Source organism: Duganella sp. Dugasp78, from assembly GCF_059491455.1.
This window is the reverse complement of record NZ_CP168506.1, coordinates 6,119,507-6,142,267: the sequence shown is the minus strand read 5'-3', so window position 1 is coordinate 6,142,267 and position 22,761 is coordinate 6,119,507. Positions and strand designations below refer to the sequence as shown.

Below are 22,761 nucleotides of genomic sequence, written 5' to 3'. Positions count from 1 at the left end.
ACGTTATTGGACAGCCTGGCCCTTGAAGCCGTCATTGGTGTAAATACCAGGGCCTTTCTTGAGCGATTCTTCGTAATAGAAGTTCGGCTCGAATTTCTTGTTCTTCCAGTCGTAGAAGTCGTCGGGCTTGATTTCGTTGTATTCGAGGACGCTCATGATCCCGCCCATCGGGCGGTCGCCGTTCATGACGTGGGAGTCGACGTGGTCGTGTATCATCCAGCGGCCAGGGTTGTCGGCGGTGAAGATGACGTCGTAGCGCTCGCCTGGGGCGACCGCGATCGTGTCGGCCTTGTACGGAGCGGGCAGCGGGAAGCCGTCTTTGAAGGCGACCGTCATCACGTGGCCATGCAGGTGAATGCTGTGTACCAGGTCACCGGCGCCGATCAGGCGCAGACGGACCACATCGCCTTTGTTGACCCGCAGTGGCTGGTTGTCCGGGAACGACTTGCCGTTGATGGTGAAGAAGTCGAACTTGTCGCCCGGCAGACCGCCGAAGCCTGGCTTGTCAGCCCACTTCGAGTCCCAGTCGGACAGCATCATGATGAATTCCTTGGTCACCGTCTTCTCAAGCGCGGTGGGCTTTTTCGGGCGCACGATAAATGGCCCCCACATGCCGCGCAGGACCACGTGCTCGTTGACGTTCACATGGCAGTGGTACCACATGGTGCCCGATGGTTCGGCGGTGAATTTGTAGAGGAAGGATTCGCCGGGCTTGATGGCCTCCTGCGTGGTGCCGGCGATGCCGTCCATTTTCCAGCTGCCTTTTTGCAGCATGCCGTGCCAGTGTATCGAGTGGGGCAGGGCGGTGACGTTGTTGACGTTGACTTCGATCTGGTCGCCCTCGTCGACATAAAACAAAGGACCCGGGACCTGGCCGGAAAACGCGAAGGTGTGGTACTGCTGCTTCTCCACCAAAGTAATCTTGGTATCTTCAATGTTCATGTCGTACTTGCGTACGGCGGCCAGCGCTTCCGAGGAGATGACGGCGGCGGCGGCGAACACCGCCGCGAGCGCAGCAAATCTGCGGAAGGTGGAAAGGTGCGGCTTCATGTGGACTCCTGTGTGATGGATAGGGCATTAACAAGTAAATTAAATACATGTTAAATGGCAGAAAAAAACGGCGGCTAGCCGTCCGGCGTTTCTCAATCATTAATGAAGTAGATAATATACTTCTTTATGCTGTAAATCAAGTTGTATCGAGACACCGCGTTCCATCGATTTTTTCGCGAAAGCTGGATTGATGTCGCATCAACCGGCTGGCTTTACTTTATTATCCGCTCCCGCCCGCAGGTTTTTATCTGCCGAACCAGAAAGGATACATTATGAGCAATCGCATGCCCGGCAGCGATCAACCCGCCCAAATGACGGCCCATGCGCCGGCCACGGCCAGCCTGTCGCGCGGCCAGCGTGCCATGTGGTTCTTGTGGAATCTGAATCCCGACGGCGCGGAGTACAGCCTGCCCATGGCCTGGAGCGTCCACAGCGCGCTCGACCTCGCCGCGTTCGAAGCCGCCTTGCATGAGCTGGTCTTGCGCCACCCCGTGCTGCGCACCACCTACGCCGCACCGCGCGGCGAGCTGGTGCAGCTGATACACCCGCAGGGGCGGGCCGGCTTCCAGCACACGGACGCCGCCGGATGGGACGCGCAACGGCTGCACGCCTGCCTGACCGAGGCGGCGCACCGGCCTTTCGATCTGAAGAACGGCCCGGTGTTCCGCTGCCACCTGTTCTCCCGCGATGACAAGGAACACGTGCTGCTGCTTAACAGCCACCACATCGCCACCGACACCTGGTCGCTGATCCTCCTGATGGAGGAGCTGGGCGTGCTCTATCGCGCCCGCCTGACGGGGCAGGTGCCCGTGCTGGCGCCGGATAGCCTGTCGTACACCGACTACGTCGCCTGGCAGGACGACCTGCTGGCCTCGCCGCGCGGCGAGCTGCACGGGCGCTACTGGCAATCGCGGCTGGCCGCTCCGGCCAAGCTGGACCTGCCGACCGACCGCCCGCGTCCGCCGGTCCAGCGCCACGCCGGCGCCGGCCACGCGTTCCAGCTGAGCGAAGCGCTGACGCGGCAGGTGCGCGCCCTGGCCAGGCAGGAGGACGTGACGTTCTACACGGTGCTGCTGGCGGCGTTCTACGCGCTGCTGTACCGCTACACCGGACAGGACGACCTGGCCGTCGGCTCGCCGCGCTTCGGCCGGCCGCCGCAGGGCTATGAGCGCACCGTCGGCTACTTCGCCAGTCCGTGCGCGCTGCGGGTCCAGCTGGACGGCGCCACCCCGTTCGCGCAATTCCTGCGGCAGGTGCGGGAGGTGCTGGTCGGCGCCAAGGACCACCAGGACTTTCCCTTCCCCCTGGTGGTGGAGCGCCTGGGCCTGCCGCGCGACCTGAGCCGCAGCCCGGTGTTCCAGGTCGCCTTCACCTATCAGAAATCGCAGCTGCCGCACATGCAGGGCGTGGCGGCGGCGCGCATGGGCCTGGCAGGCGCCAGCCTCGACCTGTCGGGCCTGCGGTTGGACTCCTATCCGCTGGCGCTGCGCAGCGTCAAGTTCGACCTGGACTTCGTGGTGGAGGAGGTCGATGGCACCTTGCGCGGCGTCTGCTGGTACAACACCGACCTGTGGGACCAGCAGAGCGTCGCCAGCCTGGTCGAGCATTACCAGACCCTGCTGCTTGGCGCCACCCGCGCGCCGGAGGTCGCGCTGGACCGGCTGCCGATGCTGACGCCGCGCGAGCTGCGCAGCCACGCCGAACACAACGCCACCGACACGCCGTTCCCGCAGACCTGCGTCCACCGCCTGTTCGAGCAGCTGGCTGCGCGCGCGCCATCCGGGCCGGCGCTGCGCTATGGCGACGAGGCCATGTCCTACGAGGAGCTGAACCGGCGCGCCAACCGCCTGGCGCATTATCTGCGCGGACTGGGCCTGCGGCCCGGCCAGCTGGTCGGCCTGAGCATGGAACGCGGGCAGCCCGAACTGGTGATCGGCGTGCTGGCCATCCTGAAGGCCGGCGCTGCCTACCTGCCGCTCGATCCCGAGTATCCGCCCGAGCGGCTGGCCTACATGCTGGAGGACGCCGGCGCCGCCGTGCTGCTGACGCAGGCGTCGCTGCGCGCGCGCTTGCCGGCCGGCGCGGCGCGGCTGGTGTGCATGGACACCGAGCGGGAGGCGATCGCCGCCATGCCGGACGATAATCCATCGGGCTGCCCGGCGCCGACCGACCTGGCCTATGTGATCTACACGTCGGGCTCGACCGGGCGCCCGAAAGGCGTGATGCTGGAACATCAGGGCCTGTCGAATCTGGTCCATGCGCAGATCGCCGGCTTCCAGGTGGGGCCGGCCAGCCGCGTGCTGCAGTTCGCCTCGTTCAGCTTCGACGCCTCGGTCAGCGAGATCTTCATGGCGCTGTGCGCCGGCGCCAGCCTGTGCCTGGCGCCGAAAATGGACCTGATACCGGGCCCCACGCTGGTCCACACCATCAACCGCCATGCGGTCACGGTGGTCACGCTGCCGCCGTCGGTGCTGGCCTTGCTGCAGCCGGCTGAGCTGCCGAGCTTGCGGACGGTGGTCACGGCGGGCGAGGCCTGCAGCCTGGAGCTGGTCAGGCGCTGGAGCGCCGCATGCCGCTTCATCAACGCCTACGGCCCGACCGAAACCACGGTGTGCGCGACGATGGCCGTGCTGCACCCGCAGACGCAGTGCGTGAGCATCGGCCGGCCGCTGGCGAATACCCGGCTGTATGTGCTGGACCCGCGCCTGCAGCAGGTGCCGCGCGGCGTCGCCGGCGAGCTGTATATCGCCGGCATCGGCCTGGCGCGCGGCTATCTCGGCCGCCCGGATCTCACCGCCGAGCGGTTTATCGACTGTCCGTTCGGCGCGCCCGGCGAGCGCATGTACAAGACCGGCGACCTGACCCGCTACCTGCCCGACGGCAGCCTGGAGTTCCTGGGCCGGCTCGATCACCAGGTCAAGCTGCGCGGCTTCCGCATCGAGCTCGGCGAGCTGGAGGCGGTGATCGGCGAGCATCGCGGCGTGCGCGAGGCGCTGGTGCTGGCGCGGCGCGAGGCCAACCACGACCAGCGCCTGGTGGCCTACGTGATCGCGCAGCCCGGGGCAGCCCTCACCAGCGCCGGGCTGCGCGCCCAGGTGCAGGCCAGGCTGCCGGACTTCATGGTGCCGTCCGCCTTTGTGTTCCTCGATGACTGGCCGATGACGCCGAACGGCAAGATCGACCGGCGCGCGCTGCCGGCGCCTCCCGGCAGGGCCGCGGACGCCGCCCTGGCGCCGCCGCGCGACCAGCTCGAGCAGCAGATCGCGGCCATCTGGCAGCAGGTGCTGAACCTGGCCGCCGTCAGCATCGACGACAGCTTCTTCGACGTCGGCGGCCATTCGATGCGCATCGTCGAGGTCGAGGTGCTGCTGGAACAGAAGCTGGGGCTCGCCGTGCCGACCATGGACCTGTTCCGCTTCCCGACCATACGCGCACTGGCCAACCACCTGCGCACCTCGCTGAACCAGGGCCAGGACCTGGATGCGCAGTCGCGCGAGCACCGCGACGCCGTGCCGCAGAGCGTGCCAGTCGCGCCGGGCACCGGGATCGCCATCATCGGCATGGCCGGCAAGTTCCCCGGCGCCGCCAACGTGGACGAGTTCTGGCGCGCGCTGCGCGCCGGCGCGGAATCCATCACTGAGCTGACGGACCAGCAATTGCTGGACGCCGGCGTCGACCTGCAACTGCTGAACGAGCCGCGCTATATCAAGCGCAAGGGCATCCTGGACGACGTCGCCTGTTTCGACGCGCCGTTCTTCGGCTATCCGCCGCGCGAGGCGCAGCTGATGGATCCGCAGCAACGCCTGTTCCTGGAGCTGGGCTGGCAGGCGCTGGAACACGCCGGCTACGGCGGCGACGCCAATGCCGGCCGCATCGGCGTGGTCGGCGGCACCGGACGGGCGGGCTATCTGCAGCATTTCCTCAACACCCGGCCCGATTCCGCCGCCGAGCTGTTCCAGACCACCATCCTGAACGAAAAGGATTTCCTGTCCACCCGCCTGGCCCATAAGCTGAACCTGCGCGGCCCCGCGCTCACGGTGCAGACCGCGTGTTCGACCTCGCTGGTGGCCGTCCACCTGGCGTGCCAGCAACTGGTGCAGGGCGACTGCGACATGGTGCTGGCCGGCGGAGTCTCGATCGAGGTGCCGCACGGCACCGGCTATCTCTACCAGGAAGGCCACATCCTGTCGCCGGACGGCCGCTGCCGCGCGTTCGATGCCGATGCGGGCGGCACGGTGCGCGGCAGCGGCGGCGCGCTGGTGGTGCTCAAGCGCCTGAGCGACGCGCGGCGCGACGGCGACACCATCTGGGCCGTGATCAAGGGCTCGGCCATCAACAACGACGGCAATGGCAAGGTCGGCTTCACGGCGCCCAGCGTGGACGGGCAGGCCGACGTGATCGAACAGGCGCTGCGGCGCGCCGGCGTCGAGCCGCGCAGCATCGGCCTGGTGGAGGCGCATGGCACGGCCACGCCGCTGGGCGATCCGATCGAGGTGGCGGCGCTGACCCAGGCGTACCGGCGCTACACGGCCGACCGCGGCTATTGCCTGCTGGGCTCAGCCAAGGCCCATGTCGGCCACCTCGACACGGCGGCCGGCGTGACCGGCCTGATCAAGGCGGTGCTGGCCCTGCACCATGGCGAAGTGCCGGCCATGCCGCATTTCCAGTCGCCCAATCCGAAACTCGGGCTGGAGCACAGCCCGTTCCGCATCAACACCGCCCTGGCCGCCTGGCCGGCATCGGATACGCCACGGCGCGCGGCGGTCAGCTCGTTCGGCATCGGCGGCACCAATGCCCACGTGATCCTGGAGCAGGCGCCGCCGGCCCGGCCCGCGGCGAACGGCCTGCCGCATCAGTTGCTGACGCTGTCGGCCAAGTCCGCCACGGCGCTGGACGCGATGGGCTGCAACCTGGCGGAGTATTTGCGCGCCCACCCCGAGGCCAACCTTGCCGATGTCGCCTACACGCTGCAGCTTGGGCGCGCGCACCTGCCATACCGGCGCGCCGTGGTGGGCGCGGACGCGGCCGGGGCGCTGGCGGCGCTGGCGTCCACGCCGGCCGATCCGGTGCCGGCGGCGCTGCCCGACGGCGCCGCGCGGGTGACCTTCCTGTTCCCGGGCCAGGGCCTGCAGCAGGTCAACATGGGGCGCGAGCTGTATGCGACCCTGCCGGAATTCCGCGCCTGCGTGGACAGCTGCGCCGAGCTGCTGCAGCCGGAGCTGGGACTGGACTTGCGCACGCTGCTGTATCCGGCGCTGGACGCCGGCGAGGAAGCGGCGCGGCGGCTGGCGCAAACGGCGATCACGCAGCCGGCCATGTTCGTGGTGGAGTATGCGCTGGCGCGCCAGCTCATGCACTGGGGCGTGCAGCCGCACGCCATGATGGGCCACAGCCTGGGCGAATACGTGGCGGCCTGCGTGGCCGGCGTCATGTCGCTGGCCGACGCGCTCAAGCTGGTGGCCGCGCGCGGGCAGCTGGTGCAGGGTTTGCCGGCCGGCGCCATGCTGGCGGTCGAGGCGGACGCCGATCAGCTGCAGCCTTTCCTCGGCGCCGGCGTGGAACTGGCGCTGGTCAACGGCCCGCGCGCCTGCGTGCTGGCCGGGACCGTCGAGGCGATCGCCGCGCTGTCGGCGCCGCTGGCCGGGGCGGGTCTGCGCAGCAAGCGCCTGCCCACCTCGCACGCCTTCCACTCCGCCATGCTCGACCCGATCCTGGAGCAGTTCCGGGCGCGGCTGGCCGAGGTCGCGCTGCACGCGCCACGCATCCCCTATATCACCAACGTCACGGGCGCATGGGTGACGGCGGCGCAAGCCACCGATCCCGGCCACTGGGTGCGGCACATGCGCGAGACCGTTTGCTTCGCCCAGGGTCTGGACCTGCTGCTGGAGACGCCGGACGGCATTTACCTGGAAACCGGCCCTGGCCAGACTTTCAGCGCCATGCTGCAGCGCCATCCCAACCGGCACCATGTGCGCTTCGCCGGGCCCACGCTGGCCGGCGCGGCGCAGCCATCCGACTGCGCGGCGTTGCTGGGCAGTCTGGGGCGGCTCTGGTGCAACGGCGTCGCGCTGGATGGGCGGCGCTTGCATGGTGACGCGGCGCGGCGCCGGATCGCTTTGCCGGTGTATCCGTTCGACCGCTACCGGTATTGGCCCGAAGCGCAGACGACGGCGGTGCCGGCCGCCACCCGCTTCGAGGCCGTGATGCGCGCCGAAGCGCTGCCGGCGCCGGCGCCGTCCGCGCAGCACGGCGCGCCGCGCGATGTGTTTGAACTGGAAGTGGGCAAGGTGTTTGCAGAGATCCTCGGCGTCGGCCACGTGGCGCTGGGCGACAACTTCTTCGAACTCGGCGGCACTTCGCTGTCGTCCCTGAGCCTGATGCTGCGCCTGGAGCAGATCTTCAACCGCAGCCTGTCCAGTGCGCTGCTGCTGGAGCATCCCTCGGTCGAAGCCTTGGCGCAGGCGCTGCGCGCCGGCGGCGTCCCGGGCGACTCGCGCCTGGTGGGCATGCGGACCGGCGGCAGCCGCGACCCCTTGTTCTGCATTCATCCCTACGGCGGCCATACGATGGGCTATGTCGAGCTGACCCGCCATCTGGGCGAGGACCAGCCGGTGTATGGCATCCAGGCCCGCGGCTTGCAGGGAGAAGCGGCGCCGCTGGACAGCATCGAGGACATGGCGGCCGACTATATCGCCCTGATCAAGTCGCGCCAGCCGTCCGGCCCGTACCGCCTGGTCGGGCATTCGATGGGCGGCTGCATCGCGTACGAGATGGCGCGGCAGCTGCGGCAGGCCGGCGAGGAGATCGGCCTGCTGGCGCTGATCGACGCCAGGGCGCACAACGCCAGCGCCGAGCCGCTGTATCGCAACGGCGCCTACGGCCAGCTGGCCGACAAGGACTGGCTGCATGACGACGCGGTCTTGCTGGGCATACTGCTGCCGCGGATGACGATGGATTGGGACAACCTGCGCGGCGTGGCGACGGACCAGCAGTGGCTGCGGGTGCTGGACGCGGCCACGCGGCAGGGTCTGCTGTTGCCGGGGGCGGGGCGGGAGCAAGTGGCGCGGATGCTGGCCGTGACCAAGGCCAACGATACGGCACTGCGCAGCTATCAGCCGCCGCCATGCGATACGCCGGTGCTGCTCTTGCGCGGCACGGAGGGGTTCGCCCGGCAATTTGGCGAGCCCGAACTGGGGTGGCGCGAACTGGTCGCCGGCGCGCTGGAGGTGGTGGAGATCCCGGGCAATCACCACACCGTGATGTCGGGGGAGGGGGCGGTGGCGATGGCCGGGCGCTTGGGTTCGCTAAGGCTTGTCTGATTTTGTTTTCAAATTGGCAGTTTTTATAATTGCGACGGCATGCCGCTACTCGCAGAATATAAGGTCAATAATCGTCAGAGGAAGCTGAGAAGTGAGGACTAGGACAATGCTGAAATTGGTGGCGGGTGCGATCACCTTGTGGGGCGCGGTTGCGCCGGTGGCGTTTGCCGGGCCGGTGATCGTTTCATCGCCGGACGGCCGTACCGCCATCCGCATCGAGCGCGACGGCAGCGGCTACTCGATCGCGCGCCACGGCGAGGCCGTGATCGCGGCGTCGCCGCTGGGTCTCGAATTCGACGGCGCCCCCGCCTTGGGCGCCATGACGCTGGAAAAGCGCGAGGACGTCGCGGTCGACCGCAACATCCCTCTGGTCGCCACCAAGGCCGCCTCCGCCCGCGACCATTATCGGGGCGCGACCCTGGTGTTCCGCGAACGCGCGGAAGGCCGGCGCCGCCTGCTGCTCGACGTGCGCGCCTACAACGATGGCATCGCCTTCCGTTACCGCATGGATGATAGCGCTCCCGTGCGCTTGCGCGGCGAACAAACCGCCTTCGTGCCGGCGGGCGATCCCGCCTGCCTGGTGTCGGTCGCGGAAGGAGCGCACGAGGTGCCGTTCGAGCGCAAGCAGATCTCGCAGCTGCGCGAAGGCGTCGGCTATGACGTGCCGGTGGTCTGCACGACGGCTTCGGGCCATACCTCGTACGCCATCACGCAAGCGCATCTGGAAGGCTACACCGGGGCCTCGCTGTGGCGCGAAGGCGGCGCTTTGCGGCTGCGCCTGTCGGCGGTTCCGAACCGTCCCGGTCCGGCATTCGAATCGCGCGCGGGGCTGACGACGGCCTGGCGCGTGGTCATGATGGGCGACCGCACCGGCGACATGATCGCCTCCCAGCTGATCGGCAACCTTAATCCAGCGCCCGAGGGCGATTTCAGCTGGGTGAAACCCGGCAAGGCAGCGTGGGACTGGTGGTCGGGTCCGCTGGACGGCATGAAGCCGGACATGGCCGCGTATCGCCGCTTCATCGACTTTGCGGCAGCCTCCGGTTTCCCGTACTACCTGATCGATGCCGGCTGGGCGTGGGGCACCGGCGCCGGTTGCTGCGAAGCCCAGCCAACCACCGATATCACCCGCGCCGCCGAGGGCATCGACATGCCGGCGCTGGTGCGCTACGCGGCCGACAAGGGCGTCGGCCTGATACTGTGGGCGCACTGGGCGCACGTGGCGCCGCGCATGGATGAGGTGCTCGACACCTACGCGCGCTGGGGCATCAAGGGCGTGAAGGTGGACTTCATGAACCGCGACGACCAGGAAGTTGTGGCGTTCTATCACCGCATGGCGGCCGCCACGGCCAGCCGCCACCTGCTGCTGGACCTGCACGGCGCCTACGTCGCGGCCGGCCTGCAGCGCACCTATCCGAACTTCATCACGCAGGAAGGCGTGATGGGGGCCGAATGGAACAAGATGGAAAAGAAAATCACGCCGCAGCACAACCTGATGCTGCCGTACACCCGCATGCTCACCGGTCCGATGGACTACACGCCGGGCGGCTTCCACAACGCCACGCCGGCGACCTTCAACGTGCGCGCCGTGATGCCGTTGACGCAGTCCAGCCGTGGCCAGGGGCTGGCGATGTATGTGGTCTACGACAGCCCGCTGCAGATGGTGTCCGATGACCCGGAAGCCTACCGCGACGCGCCCGGCTTCGACTTCATCCGCCGCGTGCCGACCGCCTGGGACGAGACGCGTTTCGTGTCCGGCGAGCCGGGGCGCGACATCGTGCTGGCGCGGCGCCTGGGTAGCACCTGGTACCTCGGCGCGATGAAGGCCGGCGAGGGCGAGCAGGTGCAGAATGTGGCGCTGCGCTTCCTGCCTGCCGGGAAGTACCACGCCACGGTCTGGGAAGATGGCGACACGCCCAACGAGGTCCGGCGCCGTGAACTGGATGTGACGGCCGACGCGGCGCTGGCCCTGCGTCTGTCGACTGCCGGCGGCGCCGCGGTCATCCTGGAGCGGAAATGATCTTCTGTCGATACAAAGAGAGCGAGTACCTGATGCGCAAACTGCTTTTGGCCCTGTTGTTCTTCGTCGCTGCCGGCGCGCAGGCCCAGACCAAGGTGATCACGCTGTGGCCGGAAGGCGTGCCGGGCGCGCGGGCGAATCCCGGCCCCGAGCATCTCGACGACGAGCGCATCAGCAACGTCTCGCAGCCGACGCTCACCGTCTATCCGGCCTCTTATGACCGTCCGGCCAAGGCCGCGGTCATCATTTGCCCGGGCGGTGGTTACTCGATCCTGTCGTTCACGCGTGAAGGGCACCAGTACGCCCAGTGGCTGTCCAACCTGGGCATCACCGCCTTCGTGCTCAAGTACCGCTTGTCCGACTACGGCCATCCGGCGCCGCTGCAGGATGTGCTGCGCGCGATCCGCACCGTGCGTTCGCAGGCCGCGCAATATGGCGTCGCGCCGGACCGCATCGGCGTCATGGGCAGCTCGGCCGGCGGTCACGTCGCCGCCACCGCGGCCACGCTGTACGATAACCCGGCGGGGCGTACCGGCAACGCGCTTGACGCGGTCAGCGCGCGTCCGGATTTCCTGATGCTGATGTATCCCGTCATCACGATGGAGCTGCCGACCACGCACGCCGGCTCGCGCCACGCCTTGCTCGGGGCGTCGCCATCGCCGGAACTGGTGCAGCTGATGTCGGCCGAGAAGCAGGTCACGGCCAGGACGCCGCCGACGCTGCTGATCCATTCGCAGGATGACGGCGCGGTATCGCCCGACAACAGCATCCTGTTCTTCCAGGCGCTGACCCGCGCCCATGTGCCGGCCGAGCTCTACCTGTTCGAGCGTGGCGGGCACGGCATGGGGATGCGCGCCGGCCAAGGCAACGCGTCGAACTGGACCCGGCGTGCGGAAGAGTGGCTACGCGACCGCAAGCTGATCCAGTAATTGCATGTCGTCGGCTTAGCGTTTGCAGATGGCAGGGCGCTGGCGGCGTGTCTCAGGATAGGCCAGCACCCTGCGTATCGCTTCGAGCGGCACGCGATAGGTCTGCATATACGTCCAGGCCACGGCCGAGCCCTGCGAGTTGGCCAGCCAGATGCCATGTTCGACCACCGCGCTGATGACTTTGTTTGTACGTTGGTCTCCATCCATACTTCGCTCCCTGGCTAAAAGCGCAACGATATTACACAATCGAAAAACGTGTCGCGCTATAGGAGCCCAGCAGTAGCAGGGCTTACTTGCCCGACCGGGGCCTGCCAGCCGGCACGTCGCGCGGGCTGGCCGCGCCGAACAGGGCTTCGACCATCGGGTCGCGCCGCACCGTCAGCTTGTTGGCGCGCAGCGGCAGGGTGATGTCGTCGATCAGGCGGTGGATGCGGCTGCCTTCGCGGCTGATGGTGACGCTCAAGGTGGGGCCGGTGTAGTAGTCCACTGTCATAGCTTCCATGATTTTTTCTCCTAAGCCAGCCGGCCAATGCCGGGCTGGACGTTTCCATTGTCGCCTGCTGCCGATGGCTGGGGCAATCGGCAAGAAGTAGTAGTCGCCTTTACGCCGTGATCAGCTTGTCCGATGAGAGTAGCGGCCGCCGCAGCTTTGCGGCAGGGGCAGGCGGGATGTCGTTGGCGCCGGTGGTCAGCGCCAGGATGTGGCGGCGCGCCTGTCCCGCGCAGCGGCAATACAGCGCAGCGTAGGTCTGATAGGCCGCCATCGCCGGCCATGCGGCGGGCAGCAGTTCCTCAGGCAGCAGCGGATCGCTGCGGCGGCAATGCTGATAGCCGTGGCTGACCAGCAGCCGTATCATGAAGGCCTGCTCGTCGCTGACCGCGCCCGGTTGATCGAGCAGCGCGCGCAGGGGCTCGAAGCGCTGCAGGAATTGCTGGTACAGCGCGGCGGTGCTGTCGAGGTCCCAGTCGGTGCGCCCGAACAGCGGTTGCCGCGTCGCCGCGGCCAGTTGCGCGCCGCTCACGTCGAACAGGGCCAGCCCCAGTTCCTCCGCCGCCGGCATGGCGCCATCGAGCGCGCTGTGATAGGCCGTCGGCCGCGCCAGCAGGTTGGGCGCCAGCAGGCAGTAGTCCAAGGCCAGCAAGCGCTTGCGCGTGGCGGCATAGCGCGCCGCGTTGATGCCGCCGCTGTTGACCAGGATAGTCCAGTCCTCCGTGAAGCTGCGCGCCGGCGGGATGTTGTGGCGCTGGCGCGCGGCCCACACCGCCGCCGCCGTGGCCGGAGCCAGCTGGCACAGGCTGCGCCGGCCATGCCGTTCGACCCGGATCGCCTGGTGCTCGGCCAGGCGGCACAGCGCCGTGCGGATCGCCCGCTCCTGGAATCCCAGCGGCTGCATCAGGGTGATGGCGCTGCCCAGCCATTGGCTTTTCTGCCCGAACAGCTGGGCTTCGCTGAACATCAGTATCAGCATGGTATTCAGGCGTGGCCTGGCTAGGCGCAGGCAGTTGTCGACGCAGCTGGCGGTGGTATTGCTCATGTGGCGGCCGTTACGGTAAGTGGGAATTTGGAAGCTGGACGCAAACGCCGGTACAAGCGCAGCGCCGTCGCCAGGTTGTACCAGAGCCACAGGCAGGCGATGCCCGTCAGCGCCGCGGCCGGCCGCGCCAGCGCTGCCGGGCGCCAGCACGCGCCGGTCAGCAGCAGCAAGGCCAGCGTATGGCTCCAGAACTGCCGGTGTGCGGCGGGATCGGGAATGATCTTGTTAATGCCGGGCAGCTTGGGCTGGCCGGGCGCGGCGGTTTCCTGCAGGTGGTACCAGGTCAGGAAGGGCACGATCTTGTACAGCATGCCGGCGATGGCGGACAGCGCGAAGCCGGCGATCAACAGCACGCCCAGCAGCAGCGGCCGCAGGTTGTCGTTGGCGTCGCCCGGCCATAGCCACACCGCCAGCGCGGCAAGCAGGCTGGCCATCGCCGTACGCCAGTACAGCGTGGTGGCGTCGGCGCTCGGACGCTTGCGGCGCGCCAGCAGGCGCAGTGTGCCGGCGCCGAACAGCGCGTAGCCCGCCGCCAGCAGTAGCAGGCAGGCGTAATGGAAGAGCTGGCCCGGCCCGCTCAGCCCGCTGCTGAGCGAAGCCGCCACCAGCAGCAGGAACATGATGGTCGTAAAGCCGCCGCTCAGCAGCGGCGGATAGGGCGGGGTCACCATGAACATCGGCACCACCTGGTAGGCGATGGCGATCACCAGCAAGCCCACCCAGCCCAGCAGCCCCCACATCGCGTGCAGGTCGGTCAGCGGTTGCAGCGGCAGCGATGCCAGCGCCGGCCAGACGAAGGCGCCGGCCAGCAAGCCGCCCAGCATGGTCGTGATCGCCAGCGCGGCCAGCGCCAGCCGTATGCCCGGCACCACCGGGCCGGTGCTGGCTCCGCTTCGGCGCGAGAGCGCGACCGTGCAGGCGCCGAGAAACAGCAGCAAGGTCGTCAGCAGCAGCGCCAGTGCGCTGCGGAACAGCACGGCCTGCTCCAGCCAGAAGGCGGCCGCCAGCATCAGCGCACCCAGGCACAGGCCCGCATGGACCACGCCGCCGACCGCGCCGACCCGCGGCAGCGCGACGCCGGCCACCACCGGCAGCAGCTGCAACAGCGCGCCCACCATCGTCATGCTGAGGCAGCCGAGCACCATCAGATGCGTCAGCGCCAGCGTCTGCGGCGACCAGCGCGTCACCAGCGCCGCCGGCCCCTGCCACGCCAGCAGCGCGGCCGCCAGCGCCGCAAACAAGGGCGCGCTGAGGAAATAGCGCAGCGGCAGCGACAGGCGGGGATTGAGGTCGAACGACAGCGCGCGTTGTGGAGCGTCGGCGGATTTCATGCGGCGGGCGCGTCGGGAACCAGCCAGATCAGCACTTCATAGCGCAGGTCGGGCTGCGGTGTGGTGCGGTGCTGGTAGCCGTAACGCCGCAGTACCTGGTACAGCGGCAGCGGGTCGCGGTCGATCAGCACGCGCAGGCGCTCGTCGGGGCCCAGCTGGTCGACCGCGTCGAGGATGCGCACCATCGGCTCCGGCGGTTCCAGGCCGCCGACATCGAGCAGACGAACCTTGCCGGCCTGTTCCTGCAGCGCGCTCATGCTAAGGCCTCGGTGCTTGCCGTGTTGCGTTCCAGCGCGTCCATGCTGGCGATGACGGCATCGGCCTGCTCGTGCAGCATGCGGTCGGCGTAGGGGTAGAGCACGCCTTCCTCCTTCAGGTTATGCTGGTGCATCAGCACCCGCAGCATGTCGGCGTGATCGAAGTAGGTCGCGCTGTCGCGCTGCGCCAGCGCCTCGCCCATGCTGTGCAAGGTTGCGCGCAGCTGGCCATGTTCCATGCGCATGACGCTGGTCGGTCCGCAGGCGTTTTGCGTGACGCGTTCCAGCCGTGCGAACAGCACCCGTTCCTCCTTGTCCAGATGGCATTCGAACTGCCGCAGGAAGGCGGCGAAACCGCTGGCGGCGGCGGCCCAGTCGCGGCCCGTGACGCTGGCTTCGGCAAGGTTGTACAGCTCGTCGCAGCGGCGATGATCCTGTTCGAGGTAATTGGCGATCGTTTGCATGGGCTAGTCCTTGATATTGTGCAAGGCAATTGTCCCACCGGCACAAGCTCAATTTCTTTGATTCAGATCAAGGATTTCAGGCTTGACGGCGCGATACAGTTCGTCCGCCGTTTGGCAATGAACTTTTATCCATGCTTGAGTCTCATGAAACCTTCCGATATTCCCCCAGCCGCAGGCCAGCGTCCGATCGAGCTGGTGTGTCCCGCCGGCAGCCTGCCGGCGCTCAAGACCGCCGTCGATCACGGCGCAGACTGCGTGTACCTGGGTTTCCGCGACGCCACCAACGCGCGCAATTTCGCCGGTCTCAATTTTGACGACGCCGCCATCGCGGCCGGCATCGCCTACGCGCACGAGCGCGGCCGCAAGGTGCTGCTGGCGCTCAACACGTATCCGCAGCCGGACACCAGCGCCCTGTGGCGCAGCGCCATCGACCGCGCCGCCGCGGCCGGCGTGGACGCCGTGATCCTGGCCGATCCCGGCCTGATGCGCTACGCCTGCGACCACCACCCGGCGCTGCGCCTGCACCTGTCGGTGCAGGGCTCGGCCACCAACGCCGAGGCGATCAATTTCTACCACCAGCACTTCGGCATCGCCCGCGCGGTGCTGCCGCGCGTGTTGTCGCTGGCCCAGGTCGAGCATGTGGTGCGCAACACCAGCGTCGAGATCGAAGTGTTCGGCTTCGGCAGCCTGTGCATGATGGTCGAGGGCCGCTGCGCGCTGTCGTCCTATGTGACCGGCGAATCGCCCAACACCCACGGGGTCTGTTCGCCGGCCAAGGCGGTGCGCTGGCAGCAGAATGCCAACGGCTTGGAGTCGCGCCTGAACGGCGTGATGATCGACCGCTACACGCCGCAGGAGAACGCCAGCTATCCCACGCTGTGCAAGGGCCGCTTCGAAGTCGACGACGAAACCTATTACGCGGTCGAGGAGCCGACCAGCCTGAACACGCTGGAACTGCTGCCGCAGCTGCTGGGGATGGGCGTGCGCGCGGTCAAGATCGAGGGGCGCCAACGCAGCCCGGCCTATGTGGCGCAGGTGACGCGGGTGTGGCGCGAGGCGCTCGACCAGTGCCTGGACCACGCCGCGCGCTACTCGGTCAAGCCGGGCTGGATGTCGGAACTGAACACCCTGGCGGAGGGGCAACAGCACACGCTGGGCGCCTATCACCGTTCGTGGAAATAACACCTGGAGTCACCATGTTGAAACTAGCCTTAGGGCCGCTGCTGTATTACTGGCCTCGCGCCCAAGTGATGGAATTTTATGAAGAGATCGCCGCCACGCCGGTCGACATCGTCTACCTGGGCGAGACGGTGTGCTCGCGCCGCCACGAGCTGCGCAGCGCCGACTGGCTGGCGATCGCCGGGCTGCTGGCGTCGCGCGGAAAGCAGGTGGTGCTGTCCTCGCTGGCGCTGATCGAGTCCAGCGCCGACCTGGGCGCCCAGCGCCGGCTGGCGTCCAACGGCCAGTACTTGGTCGAGGCCAACGACATGGCCGCCGTGCACCTGCTGTCCGGCCAGGGCGGCTTCATCGCCGGCCCGCACCTGAACGTCTACAACCCGCCCACGCTGGCGCTGCTGCACGAGCTGGGCGCGCGCCGCTGGGTGATGCCGCTGGAGATGGGGCGCAGCGGCCTGGGCCACATCCAGCAGCGGCGTCCGGACGGCATGGAGACCGAGGTGTTTGCCTTCGGCCGCATGCCGCTGGCGTTCTCGGCGCGCTGCTTCACCGCGCGCAACCGCAACCTGCCCAAGGACGACTGCCGCTTCAGCTGCATCGAGCATCCCGACGGCCTGATGATGCGCACCCGCGAACAGCAGGACTTCCTGGTGCTGAACGGCATCCAGAGCCAGTCGGCGCTGGTGTACAACCTGGTGGCCGAAGTGGCCCAGATGCAGGCGCTGGGCGTCGATGTCGCGAGACTGAGTCCGCAGTCGCAGCACATGCCGCAGATCATCGCCGCGTTCGACGCCGCGCGCGGCGGCGCCTCGACGGCCACGCCGACGGCGCAGGCCATGGAAGGCTTGCTGCCGGCCGCCGCCTGCAACGGCTACTGGTACGGCCAGCCCGGACTCGACTATTGGACGGAGCACGCGGCATGAATCCTGTCACCATCAATCAAGCTGGCGGCGCCATGCCGTTGCCGGCGCCACTGGCGGCGCTGGGCCGCTTGCTGCCGGCCTATCCCGGTGCGCTGCTGTGCGTGGCGGCGCTCAACCTGGTGCTGCGGCCGCACCTGCCTGAGGATGTGCGCGCCAGCCTGCGCGACAAGCACTTGCGCGTCTGCGTCACCGATGCCGGCGTGGCGTTCGACTTCACCTGGCGCGGGCAAGGCTTCGCGGCCGTGCGCGCGCAAGGCGAGGCCGACCTGGAGATCGGCGCCTGCACACGCGACTTCATCGCCCTGGCGCGGCGCGAGCTGGACCCGGATACCTTGTTCTTCTCGCGCCGCCTGTCGATGCAGGGCGATACCGAGCTGGGCCTGCTGGTCAAGAACACGCTGGATGGCATCGCGCTGCCAGTGACAGAGCTGGGCAAGCAGGCATTGACCCGGCTGCTCAACAGCCTGCCGGGCCGGCGCACACGGACCTAGTGGTTGCGGCGCACGCTGAAACGGGGGAATAGCGGCCGGATGCGTTCCAGCAGCTCGTCTCCCGGGTAGCCGGCGACCGCGCTGCTCAACAACGCCTGGTCCTGGCAGCCGGTGGCGCGGAACTCCTGCAGCACATAATGCCCGACACCGAGCGCCGACAGGGCGCGCGCCAGCGTCACCAGCTGCGAGGGCGGCAGCTGCGCCGGATGCACGGTGGTGCGGCATTCATAGGCAACGCCGCTTGCCTGCACTGCCGCGATGCTGGCCAGCACCGGATCGCCGCTGCCGGGCACGCCCGTCACGACCGGATACAGCGAGAACGGCGCCTTGACGTCCAGTCCCACCCAATCGAGCCAGGGCAGCACGCTGGCCAGCCGGTCGGGGTAGATGCCGGCCGTTTCCAGTCCGACCCGGTATCCCATCGTGCGCACCTGGGCGATGGCCTCGCCCAGCGCCGGATCCATCGTGGCCTCGCCGCCGCAGAACACCACCGCGTCCAGCAAGCCCACGCGCCGCGCCAGCGCGGACAGGATGGCGTCCCACGGCAGCGGACTGGTGCCGGTGCGCGGCTGCAGGTGCGGATTGTGGCAATAGCCGCAGCGCCACGGACAGCCCTGCACGAACACCACGGCCGACAGCAGGCCGGGATATTCGGTGGCGCTGAACGGCGTATAGCCGCCCACCTTGAGCGTGGCGTGGCCCATGTCAGCGGCCGGCGTTCGCGGCGGCTTCGCTGAAGAATTTCCGTTCATGGAATTCCCCCTGCTTGCCGATGTTGAACGAGGCCAGCGGGCGGTGGTAGCCCATCACGCGGGTCCAGATCTCGCACGGCTGGCGTTCGGCGTTGTCCAGTTCGGCGATGGTGGTTTGCGGCAGATTGTTCATGTCGTTTCCTTGGTTGAGATAAAAAAGGGTCAGGCGAGTGGTCAGGCGCTGAGGGCCTGCTTGCGCGCCAGCAGCTCGGCGTCGCATTTCGGGCAGTAGGCGTGGCTGCCGTTCAGGTAGCCGTGCTTGGGGCAGATCGAAAAGGTTGGCGTGACCGTGATGTAGGGCAGGCGGAAGCGGCTCAGCGCGCGCCGCACCAGCGAGCGGCAGGCGTCGGCGCTGGTCAGCGCTTCCGTCATGTACAGGTGCAGCACGGTGCCGCCGGTGTACTTGCGCTGCAGGGCGTCCTGCTGTTCCAGCGCCTCGAACGGATCGTCGGTGTAGCCGACCGGCAGCTGCGACGAGTTGGTGTAGTAGGGCATCTCCGCCGTGCCAGCCTGGCGGATGGCCGGGTAGCGCTTGCGGTCTTCCTTGGCGAAGCGGTAGGTCGTGCCCTCGGCTGGCGTGGCTTCCAGGTTGTACATGTGGCCGGTCTCGGCCTGGAACTCGACCATGCGCGCCCGCACGTGGTCCAGCAGGCGCAGCGCCAGCGCGCGGCCCCATTCGCTGGTGATGTCGTGCTCGCCGCTGGGGTCGAAGTTGCGCACCATCTCGTTGATGCCGTTCACGCCCAGGGTGGAGAAGTGGTTGCGCAGCGTGCCCAGGTAGCGCTTGGTGTACGGGAACAGGCCGTTGTCCATGTGGCGCTGGATCACCTTGCGCTTGATCTCCAGGCTGTCGCGGCCCAGTTCCAGCAGCCGGTCCAGCGCCGCCAGCAGGCCGGCCTCGTCGCCGCGGTGCAGGTAGCCGAGGCGGGCGCAATTGATGGTCACCACGCCCAGCGAACCAGTCTGCTCGGCCGAACCGAACAGGCCGTTGCCGCGCTTGAGCAGCTCGCGCAGGTCGAGCTGGAGGCGGCAGCACATCGACCGTATCATATTGGGCTTGAGCTCGGAGTTGATGAAGTTCTGGAAGTAGGGCAGGCCGTAGCGCGCCGTCATCTCGAACAGGCGCTCGGCGTTCGGGCTGTCCCACACGAAGTTCTCGGTGATGTTGTAGGTCGGGATGGGGAAGGTGAAGGCGCGGCCCTTGGCGTCGCCGGCCATCATGATCTCGATGTAGGCCTGGTTGATCATGTCCATCTCGGCCTGCAGGTCGCCGTAGGCGAACGGCATTTCCACGCCGGCGATGTGGGGGATCTGCTCGCGCAGGTCCTCCGGGCAGACCCAGTCGAAGGTCAGGTTGGTGAACGGCGTCTGCGTGCCCCAGCGCGACGGCACGTTGAGGTTGTAGATCAGCTCCTGCATGTACTGCTTGACTTCGTCATAGCTGAGGTTGTCCTTGCGCACGAAGGGCGCCATGTAGGTATCGAAGGAGCTGAACGCCTGCGCGCCGGCCCATTCGTTCTGCAGCGTGCCGAGGAAGTTGACAATCTGGCCGATCGCGCTCGACATGTGGCGCGGCGGGCTTGATTCCACCTTGCCCGGCACGCCGTTCAAGCCTTCGTTGAGCAGCGTGCGCAGGGACCAGCCCGCGCAGTAGCCGGCCAGCATGTCGAGGTCGTGGATGTGCAGGTCGGCCTCGCGGTGGGCCTGGCCGATGGCGGGCGGGTAGACGTGGCTGAGCCAGTAGTTGGCGATCACCTTGCCCGACACGTTGAGGATCAGCCCGCCCAGCGAATAGCCCTGGTTGGCGTTGGCGTTGACGCGCCAGTCCTGGCGGTCCAGGTATTCGTTGATCGAGGAGGCGACATCGACCAGCGCGTGGCGGTCCTGGCGCAGCGTGGCGTGCTGTTCGCGGTAGACCACGTAGCGGCGCAGGGTCTGGCGGTAGCCGGCGTCGTAGAGTACGCGCTCGACCGTGTCCTGTATCAGTTCCACCGTCAGCTGGTCCTGCGAGCGCAGCGACGACAGGTGCAGCAATGCACACTCGGTCAGATGCCGCGCTTCGGGCAGGTCGAACTCGCCGCTGGCGCGGCCGGCTTTCAACAGCGCGGCCTCGATCTTGGCCTGCGTGAAGGCTTGGGTGCCGCCGTCGCGCTTGATAATCTGGGCGTGAATTAATCCTTGCATGCTTGCTCCTTGATCCCGTATCTAGTTGGTCTGACTAGGTTATGCACTAGATATAGTGTCGTCAACGAAAGTTGGAGCGACTTTGAAATTCCTTGATATGGATTGTCTTTGATCGAGTTTTTGTATGCTTGTATAGCGTATCTATACACGATACAATCATTTCTATGATTAAGAGCTTTCGCCATAAAGGACTGCAACGGTTCTTCGAAACGGGCAGCAAAGCAGGAATTCAAGCGGCGCATGCGACAAAGCTGCGGCTGCAGTTGGCCGCACTCGATCAAGCGGTGCGGGCAGAGGATCTTTCGGCCCCATCATGGGGGCTTCACGCCTTGAAAGGCGACTTGAAGGGACATTGGGCGGTCACGGTGAGTGGAAACTGGCGCCTGATCTTTTCCTTCGAGGGGGGCGACGCGACTCTCGTTGACTATTGCGATTATCATTGAATTCATGGGAGGATGTAGATGACTAGGATGCATAACCCGCCCCATCCTGGCGAGGTACTTAGAGAGTATTTGGGCGATTTAACGGTAACGGATGTTGCTGCACGCATTGGCGTCGGACGTGTCACGCTGCAGCGCGTAATCAGCGGTGCCGCAGGTATTTCTCCAGACATGGCGTATCGGCTTGGTGCTGCTTTTGGTACCACTCCTGAGCTGTGGGCTGGCATGCAACTGCAATTTGATTTGCATCAGGCTAGCAAAGTCAAACGGCCGAAAATAGAACGCATCACCGCCAGTTGTTAAATGCGGTGCTCCGATACACCATTCAAATGGAGGAATCAGCATGACGCGAGTTCGAGTTGAAAGTTTTACGATTTCCATAGACGGATATGGAGCGGGGCCGGATCAGGACCTCAACGAGCCGCTCGGCGTGGGCGGGAAGGAGTTGCACCAGTGGTTCATCCCTACGCGCACCTTCCAGCAGGCTCACGGTGCGGGCGATGGCACGACCGGCGTCGACGACGATTTCGCCGCGCGCGGATTTAAGAACGTCGGAGCATGGATCCTGGGGCGGAACATGTTCGGACCGGTTCGCGGACCCTGGCCCGACATGAGCTGGAAAGGCTGGTGGGGAGATAACCCACCTTATCACGTTCCAGTGTTTGTCCTGACCCATTATGCGCGGCCGTCCATCGAGATGGAGGGCGGCACGACGTTCCACTTTGTCACGGGCGGGATACACGAAGCGCTGGACCGGGCCCGCGAAGCCGCGAACGGCATGGACGTGCGCATCGGCGGCGGGGCCGACGTGATCAGACAGTACCTTCAAGAAGGTCTCATTGATGAACTGCATATCGCCATCTCGCCGATTCTGCTGGGCAGTGGCGAGCGCCTGTTCGAGGGGGCGGACCTGCGGGCCCAGGGATATGAATGCGTCGAATTCGTAGGAACGGAGAAGGCGACCCATGTCGTGCTTCGGCGCCGCGAGGCCGAGGGCGGTTAGGATCGGGAACGTCGGGGGCGGTGCTAAAATGCGGCTTCACTTTTCGAAGGGAGTCCCATGCGCCGCCTCGCCTTGCTGTTGCTCTTGCTCGCTCCAATGGCCTTCGCCCAGGTCGACCTGAATGTCGCTACCTACAATCTCCGCTACGACAATCCCGACGACGGCAAGAACGTCTGGCCCGCCCGTCGGGATGCGGTGCGCGCGCTGGTGCGCTATCACGAGTTCGACCTCTGGGGCACGCAGGAGGGCCTGGGCAATCAACTGACGGACCTGGACGCGCTGGGCGACTATGCGCGCGTCGGCGTCGGCCGCGACGATGGCCTGCATGCCGGCGAACACTCGGCGATTTTCTATCGCAGCGCGCGCTTCACGCTGGAGGACCACGGCGACTTCTGGCTCAGCGCCACGCCCGAGAAGCCGTCCCTGGGCTGGGACGCGCGCTGCTGCAAGCGCATCGCGACCTGGGCGCGCCTGCGCGACAAGCCGAGCGGCCAGGTGTTCGTCGTCTTGAATGCGCATTTCGATCACGAAGGCGTGGTGGCGCGGCGCGAGTCGGCGCATCTACTGCTCAAGCGCGCCCGCGCGCTGGCTGGGACCTTGCCGCTGATCGTGATGGGCGACTTCAACAGCACGCCCGACAGCGAAGCGTTCGCCACCATCGGCGCCGCGCTGCGCGATGCCAGGGCCATCAGCCAGACGCCTCCCTATGGACCGGTCGCGACCTTCAATGATTTCGACGTCACCAAGTCCGCCCGCGAGCGCATCGATTACATCTTTCTCAGCCCGCAGTGGCAGGTGCTGCGCTACGCCGTGCTCACCGATTCGGTGGACGCGCGCTACCCGTCCGACCACTTCCCGGTTGTGACGCGACTGCGGTTGCGCTAGTT

The 22,761-nt window shown here is 67.0% G+C and carries 20 protein-coding genes; 10 read left to right on the top strand and 10 right to left on the bottom strand.

Annotated features, from left to right (window positions below; translation table 11 throughout):
• Positions 1-3 precede the first annotated feature (3 nt).
• Positions 4-1,050 carry a multicopper oxidase domain-containing protein gene (locus ACEN9O_RS27145; protein WP_495614902.1) on the bottom strand — a complete coding sequence of 349 codons (1,047 nt, stop codon included), beginning with the start codon at positions 1,048-1,050 and terminating at the stop codon, positions 4-6.
• Between the two features lie 272 nt (positions 1,051-1,322).
• On the opposite strand from ACEN9O_RS27145, the gene ACEN9O_RS27140 reads away from it, so the two are divergent.
• From ACEN9O_RS27140 to ACEN9O_RS27130, 3 genes are all read left to right on the top strand, one after another.
• Complete coding sequence (locus ACEN9O_RS27140; protein ID WP_495614901.1) at positions 1,323-8,369, top strand: hybrid non-ribosomal peptide synthetase/type I polyketide synthase; 7,047 nt, start codon at positions 1,323-1,325, stop codon at positions 8,367-8,369.
• Between the two features lie 106 nt (positions 8,370-8,475).
• Positions 8,476-10,389, top strand: a complete 1,914-nt coding sequence (locus tag ACEN9O_RS27135) for a glycoside hydrolase family 97 protein (RefSeq protein WP_495614900.1) — start codon at positions 8,476-8,478, stop codon at positions 10,387-10,389.
• 32 nt (positions 10,390-10,421) lie between these two features.
• A complete protein-coding gene (locus ACEN9O_RS27130) occupies positions 10,422-11,318 on the top strand; it encodes an alpha/beta hydrolase (RefSeq protein ID WP_495614899.1) in 897 nt (298 codons plus the stop codon).
• Between the two features lie 15 nt (positions 11,319-11,333).
• Here the strand turns inward: ACEN9O_RS27130 and ACEN9O_RS27125 are convergent, their stop codons facing one another.
• From ACEN9O_RS27125 to ACEN9O_RS27100, 6 genes are all read right to left on the bottom strand, one after another.
• A complete protein-coding gene (locus ACEN9O_RS27125; protein ID WP_495614898.1) occupies positions 11,334-11,525 on the bottom strand; it encodes a hypothetical protein in 192 nt (63 codons plus the stop codon).
• An 82-nt stretch (positions 11,526-11,607) separates the two neighbouring features.
• Entirely contained in the window at positions 11,608-11,820 is a 213-nt protein-coding gene (locus ACEN9O_RS27120) for a hypothetical protein (RefSeq protein ID WP_495614897.1), read from the bottom strand.
• Between the two features lie 100 nt (positions 11,821-11,920).
• Positions 11,921-12,853: a PaaX family transcriptional regulator C-terminal domain-containing protein gene (locus ACEN9O_RS27115; protein ID WP_495614896.1), complete on the bottom strand. Its 933-nt coding sequence runs from the start codon at positions 12,851-12,853 to the stop codon at positions 11,921-11,923.
• Positions 12,850-14,184 carry a permease gene (locus tag ACEN9O_RS27110; RefSeq protein WP_495614895.1) on the bottom strand — a complete coding sequence of 445 codons (1,335 nt, stop codon included), beginning with the start codon at positions 14,182-14,184 and terminating at the stop codon, positions 12,850-12,852. Before ACEN9O_RS27110 ends, ACEN9O_RS27115 begins: the two co-directional genes overlap by 4 nt.
• Positions 14,181-14,441 carry a DUF2249 domain-containing protein gene (locus ACEN9O_RS27105; RefSeq protein WP_495614894.1) on the bottom strand — a complete coding sequence of 87 codons (261 nt, stop codon included), beginning with the start codon at positions 14,439-14,441 and terminating at the stop codon, positions 14,181-14,183. Before ACEN9O_RS27105 ends, ACEN9O_RS27110 begins: the two co-directional genes overlap by 4 nt.
• The gene (locus tag ACEN9O_RS27100) at positions 14,438-14,905 is read right to left on the bottom strand and encodes a hemerythrin domain-containing protein (protein ID WP_495614893.1); all 468 of its coding nucleotides are present in this window, start codon (positions 14,903-14,905) and stop codon (positions 14,438-14,440) included. Before ACEN9O_RS27100 ends, ACEN9O_RS27105 begins: the two co-directional genes overlap by 4 nt.
• 144 nt (positions 14,906-15,049) lie before the next feature.
• On the opposite strand from ACEN9O_RS27100, the gene ubiU reads away from it, so the two are divergent.
• From ubiU to ubiT, 3 genes are read left to right on the top strand one after another with little or no spacing between them, the layout of a single operon-like run.
• Positions 15,050-16,087 carry a ubiquinone anaerobic biosynthesis protein UbiU gene (ubiU, locus tag ACEN9O_RS27095; protein ID WP_495614892.1) on the top strand — a complete coding sequence of 346 codons (1,038 nt, stop codon included), beginning with the start codon at positions 15,050-15,052 and terminating at the stop codon, positions 16,085-16,087.
• A 14-nt stretch (positions 16,088-16,101) separates the two neighbouring features.
• Positions 16,102-17,004, top strand: coding sequence for a ubiquinone anaerobic biosynthesis protein UbiV (gene ubiV, locus ACEN9O_RS27090; protein ID WP_495614891.1), 903 nt, complete (start codon positions 16,102-16,104; stop codon positions 17,002-17,004).
• Entirely contained in the window at positions 17,001-17,495 is a 495-nt protein-coding gene (gene ubiT / locus ACEN9O_RS27085) for a ubiquinone anaerobic biosynthesis accessory factor UbiT (RefSeq protein ID WP_495614890.1), read from the top strand. The genes ubiV and ubiT overlap by 4 nt, the downstream gene beginning before the upstream one ends.
• On the opposite strand, the gene ACEN9O_RS27080 is transcribed toward ubiT, so the two are convergent.
• From ACEN9O_RS27080 to ACEN9O_RS27070, 3 genes are read right to left on the bottom strand one after another with little or no spacing between them, the layout of a single operon-like run.
• Positions 17,492-18,199 carry an anaerobic ribonucleoside-triphosphate reductase activating protein gene (locus tag ACEN9O_RS27080; RefSeq protein ID WP_495614889.1) on the bottom strand — a complete coding sequence of 236 codons (708 nt, stop codon included), beginning with the start codon at positions 18,197-18,199 and terminating at the stop codon, positions 17,492-17,494. The genes ubiT and ACEN9O_RS27080 overlap by 4 nt on opposite strands.
• Position 18,200: 1 nt before the next feature.
• Positions 18,201-18,380, bottom strand: a complete 180-nt coding sequence (gene nrdD / locus ACEN9O_RS27075) for an anaerobic ribonucleoside-triphosphate reductase (RefSeq protein ID WP_495614888.1) — start codon at positions 18,378-18,380, stop codon at positions 18,201-18,203.
• Between the two features lie 41 nt (positions 18,381-18,421).
• Entirely contained in the window at positions 18,422-20,431 is a 2,010-nt protein-coding gene (locus ACEN9O_RS27070) for a ribonucleoside triphosphate reductase (protein WP_495614887.1), read from the bottom strand.
• 164 nt (positions 20,432-20,595) lie between these two features.
• Between ACEN9O_RS27070 and ACEN9O_RS27065 the strand changes: the two genes are divergently transcribed.
• The 4 genes from ACEN9O_RS27065 to ACEN9O_RS27050 are packed head-to-tail and all read left to right on the top strand — an operon-like array spanning position 20,596 to position 22,759.
• On the top strand, positions 20,596-20,874 hold the full coding sequence (locus ACEN9O_RS27065) for a type II toxin-antitoxin system RelE/ParE family toxin (protein ID WP_495614886.1): 279 nt from the start codon (positions 20,596-20,598) through the stop codon (positions 20,872-20,874).
• Positions 20,875-20,892: 18 nt separating this feature from the next.
• Positions 20,893-21,174, top strand: a complete 282-nt coding sequence (locus tag ACEN9O_RS27060) for a HigA family addiction module antitoxin (RefSeq protein ID WP_495614885.1) — start codon at positions 20,893-20,895, stop codon at positions 21,172-21,174.
• A 40-nt stretch (positions 21,175-21,214) separates the two neighbouring features.
• Positions 21,215-21,874: a dihydrofolate reductase family protein gene (locus ACEN9O_RS27055; protein WP_495614884.1), complete on the top strand. Its 660-nt coding sequence runs from the start codon at positions 21,215-21,217 to the stop codon at positions 21,872-21,874.
• Between the two features lie 57 nt (positions 21,875-21,931).
• A complete protein-coding gene (locus tag ACEN9O_RS27050) occupies positions 21,932-22,759 on the top strand; it encodes an endonuclease/exonuclease/phosphatase family protein (protein WP_495614883.1) in 828 nt (275 codons plus the stop codon).
• Positions 22,760-22,761 lie beyond the last annotated feature (2 nt).

Bases quoted from the DNA above. Each gene is read 5' to 3' on its own strand.
- ACEN9O_RS27145 (WP_495614902.1), bottom strand. From the start codon at position 1,050: ATGAAGCCGCACCTTTCCACCTTCCGCAGATTTGCTGCGCTCGCGGCG.
- ACEN9O_RS27140 (WP_495614901.1), top strand. From the start codon at position 1,323: ATGAGCAATCGCATGCCCGGCAGCGATCAACCCGCCCAAATGACGGCC.
- ACEN9O_RS27135 (WP_495614900.1), top strand. From the start codon at position 8,476: ATGCTGAAATTGGTGGCGGGTGCGATCACCTTGTGGGGCGCGGTTGCG.
- ACEN9O_RS27130 (WP_495614899.1), top strand. From the start codon at position 10,422: ATGCGCAAACTGCTTTTGGCCCTGTTGTTCTTCGTCGCTGCCGGCGCG.
- ACEN9O_RS27125 (WP_495614898.1), bottom strand. From the start codon at position 11,525: ATGGATGGAGACCAACGTACAAACAAAGTCATCAGCGCGGTGGTCGAA.
- ACEN9O_RS27120 (WP_495614897.1), bottom strand. From the start codon at position 11,820: ATGGAAGCTATGACAGTGGACTACTACACCGGCCCCACCTTGAGCGTC.
- ACEN9O_RS27115 (WP_495614896.1), bottom strand. From the start codon at position 12,853: ATGAGCAATACCACCGCCAGCTGCGTCGACAACTGCCTGCGCCTAGCC.
- ACEN9O_RS27110 (WP_495614895.1), bottom strand. From the start codon at position 14,184: ATGAAATCCGCCGACGCTCCACAACGCGCGCTGTCGTTCGACCTCAAT.
- ACEN9O_RS27105 (WP_495614894.1), bottom strand. From the start codon at position 14,441: ATGAGCGCGCTGCAGGAACAGGCCGGCAAGGTTCGTCTGCTCGATGTC.
- ACEN9O_RS27100 (WP_495614893.1), bottom strand. From the start codon at position 14,905: ATGCAAACGATCGCCAATTACCTCGAACAGGATCATCGCCGCTGCGAC.
- ubiU (WP_495614892.1), top strand. From the start codon at position 15,050: ATGAAACCTTCCGATATTCCCCCAGCCGCAGGCCAGCGTCCGATCGAG.
- ubiV (WP_495614891.1), top strand. From the start codon at position 16,102: ATGTTGAAACTAGCCTTAGGGCCGCTGCTGTATTACTGGCCTCGCGCC.
- ubiT (WP_495614890.1), top strand. From the start codon at position 17,001: ATGAATCCTGTCACCATCAATCAAGCTGGCGGCGCCATGCCGTTGCCG.
- ACEN9O_RS27080 (WP_495614889.1), bottom strand. From the start codon at position 18,199: ATGGGCCACGCCACGCTCAAGGTGGGCGGCTATACGCCGTTCAGCGCC.
- nrdD (WP_495614888.1), bottom strand. From the start codon at position 18,380: ATGAACAATCTGCCGCAAACCACCATCGCCGAACTGGACAACGCCGAA.
- ACEN9O_RS27070 (WP_495614887.1), bottom strand. From the start codon at position 20,431: ATGCAAGGATTAATTCACGCCCAGATTATCAAGCGCGACGGCGGCACC.
- ACEN9O_RS27065 (WP_495614886.1), top strand. From the start codon at position 20,596: ATGATTAAGAGCTTTCGCCATAAAGGACTGCAACGGTTCTTCGAAACG.
- ACEN9O_RS27060 (WP_495614885.1), top strand. From the start codon at position 20,893: ATGACTAGGATGCATAACCCGCCCCATCCTGGCGAGGTACTTAGAGAG.
- ACEN9O_RS27055 (WP_495614884.1), top strand. From the start codon at position 21,215: ATGACGCGAGTTCGAGTTGAAAGTTTTACGATTTCCATAGACGGATAT.
- ACEN9O_RS27050 (WP_495614883.1), top strand. From the start codon at position 21,932: ATGCGCCGCCTCGCCTTGCTGTTGCTCTTGCTCGCTCCAATGGCCTTC.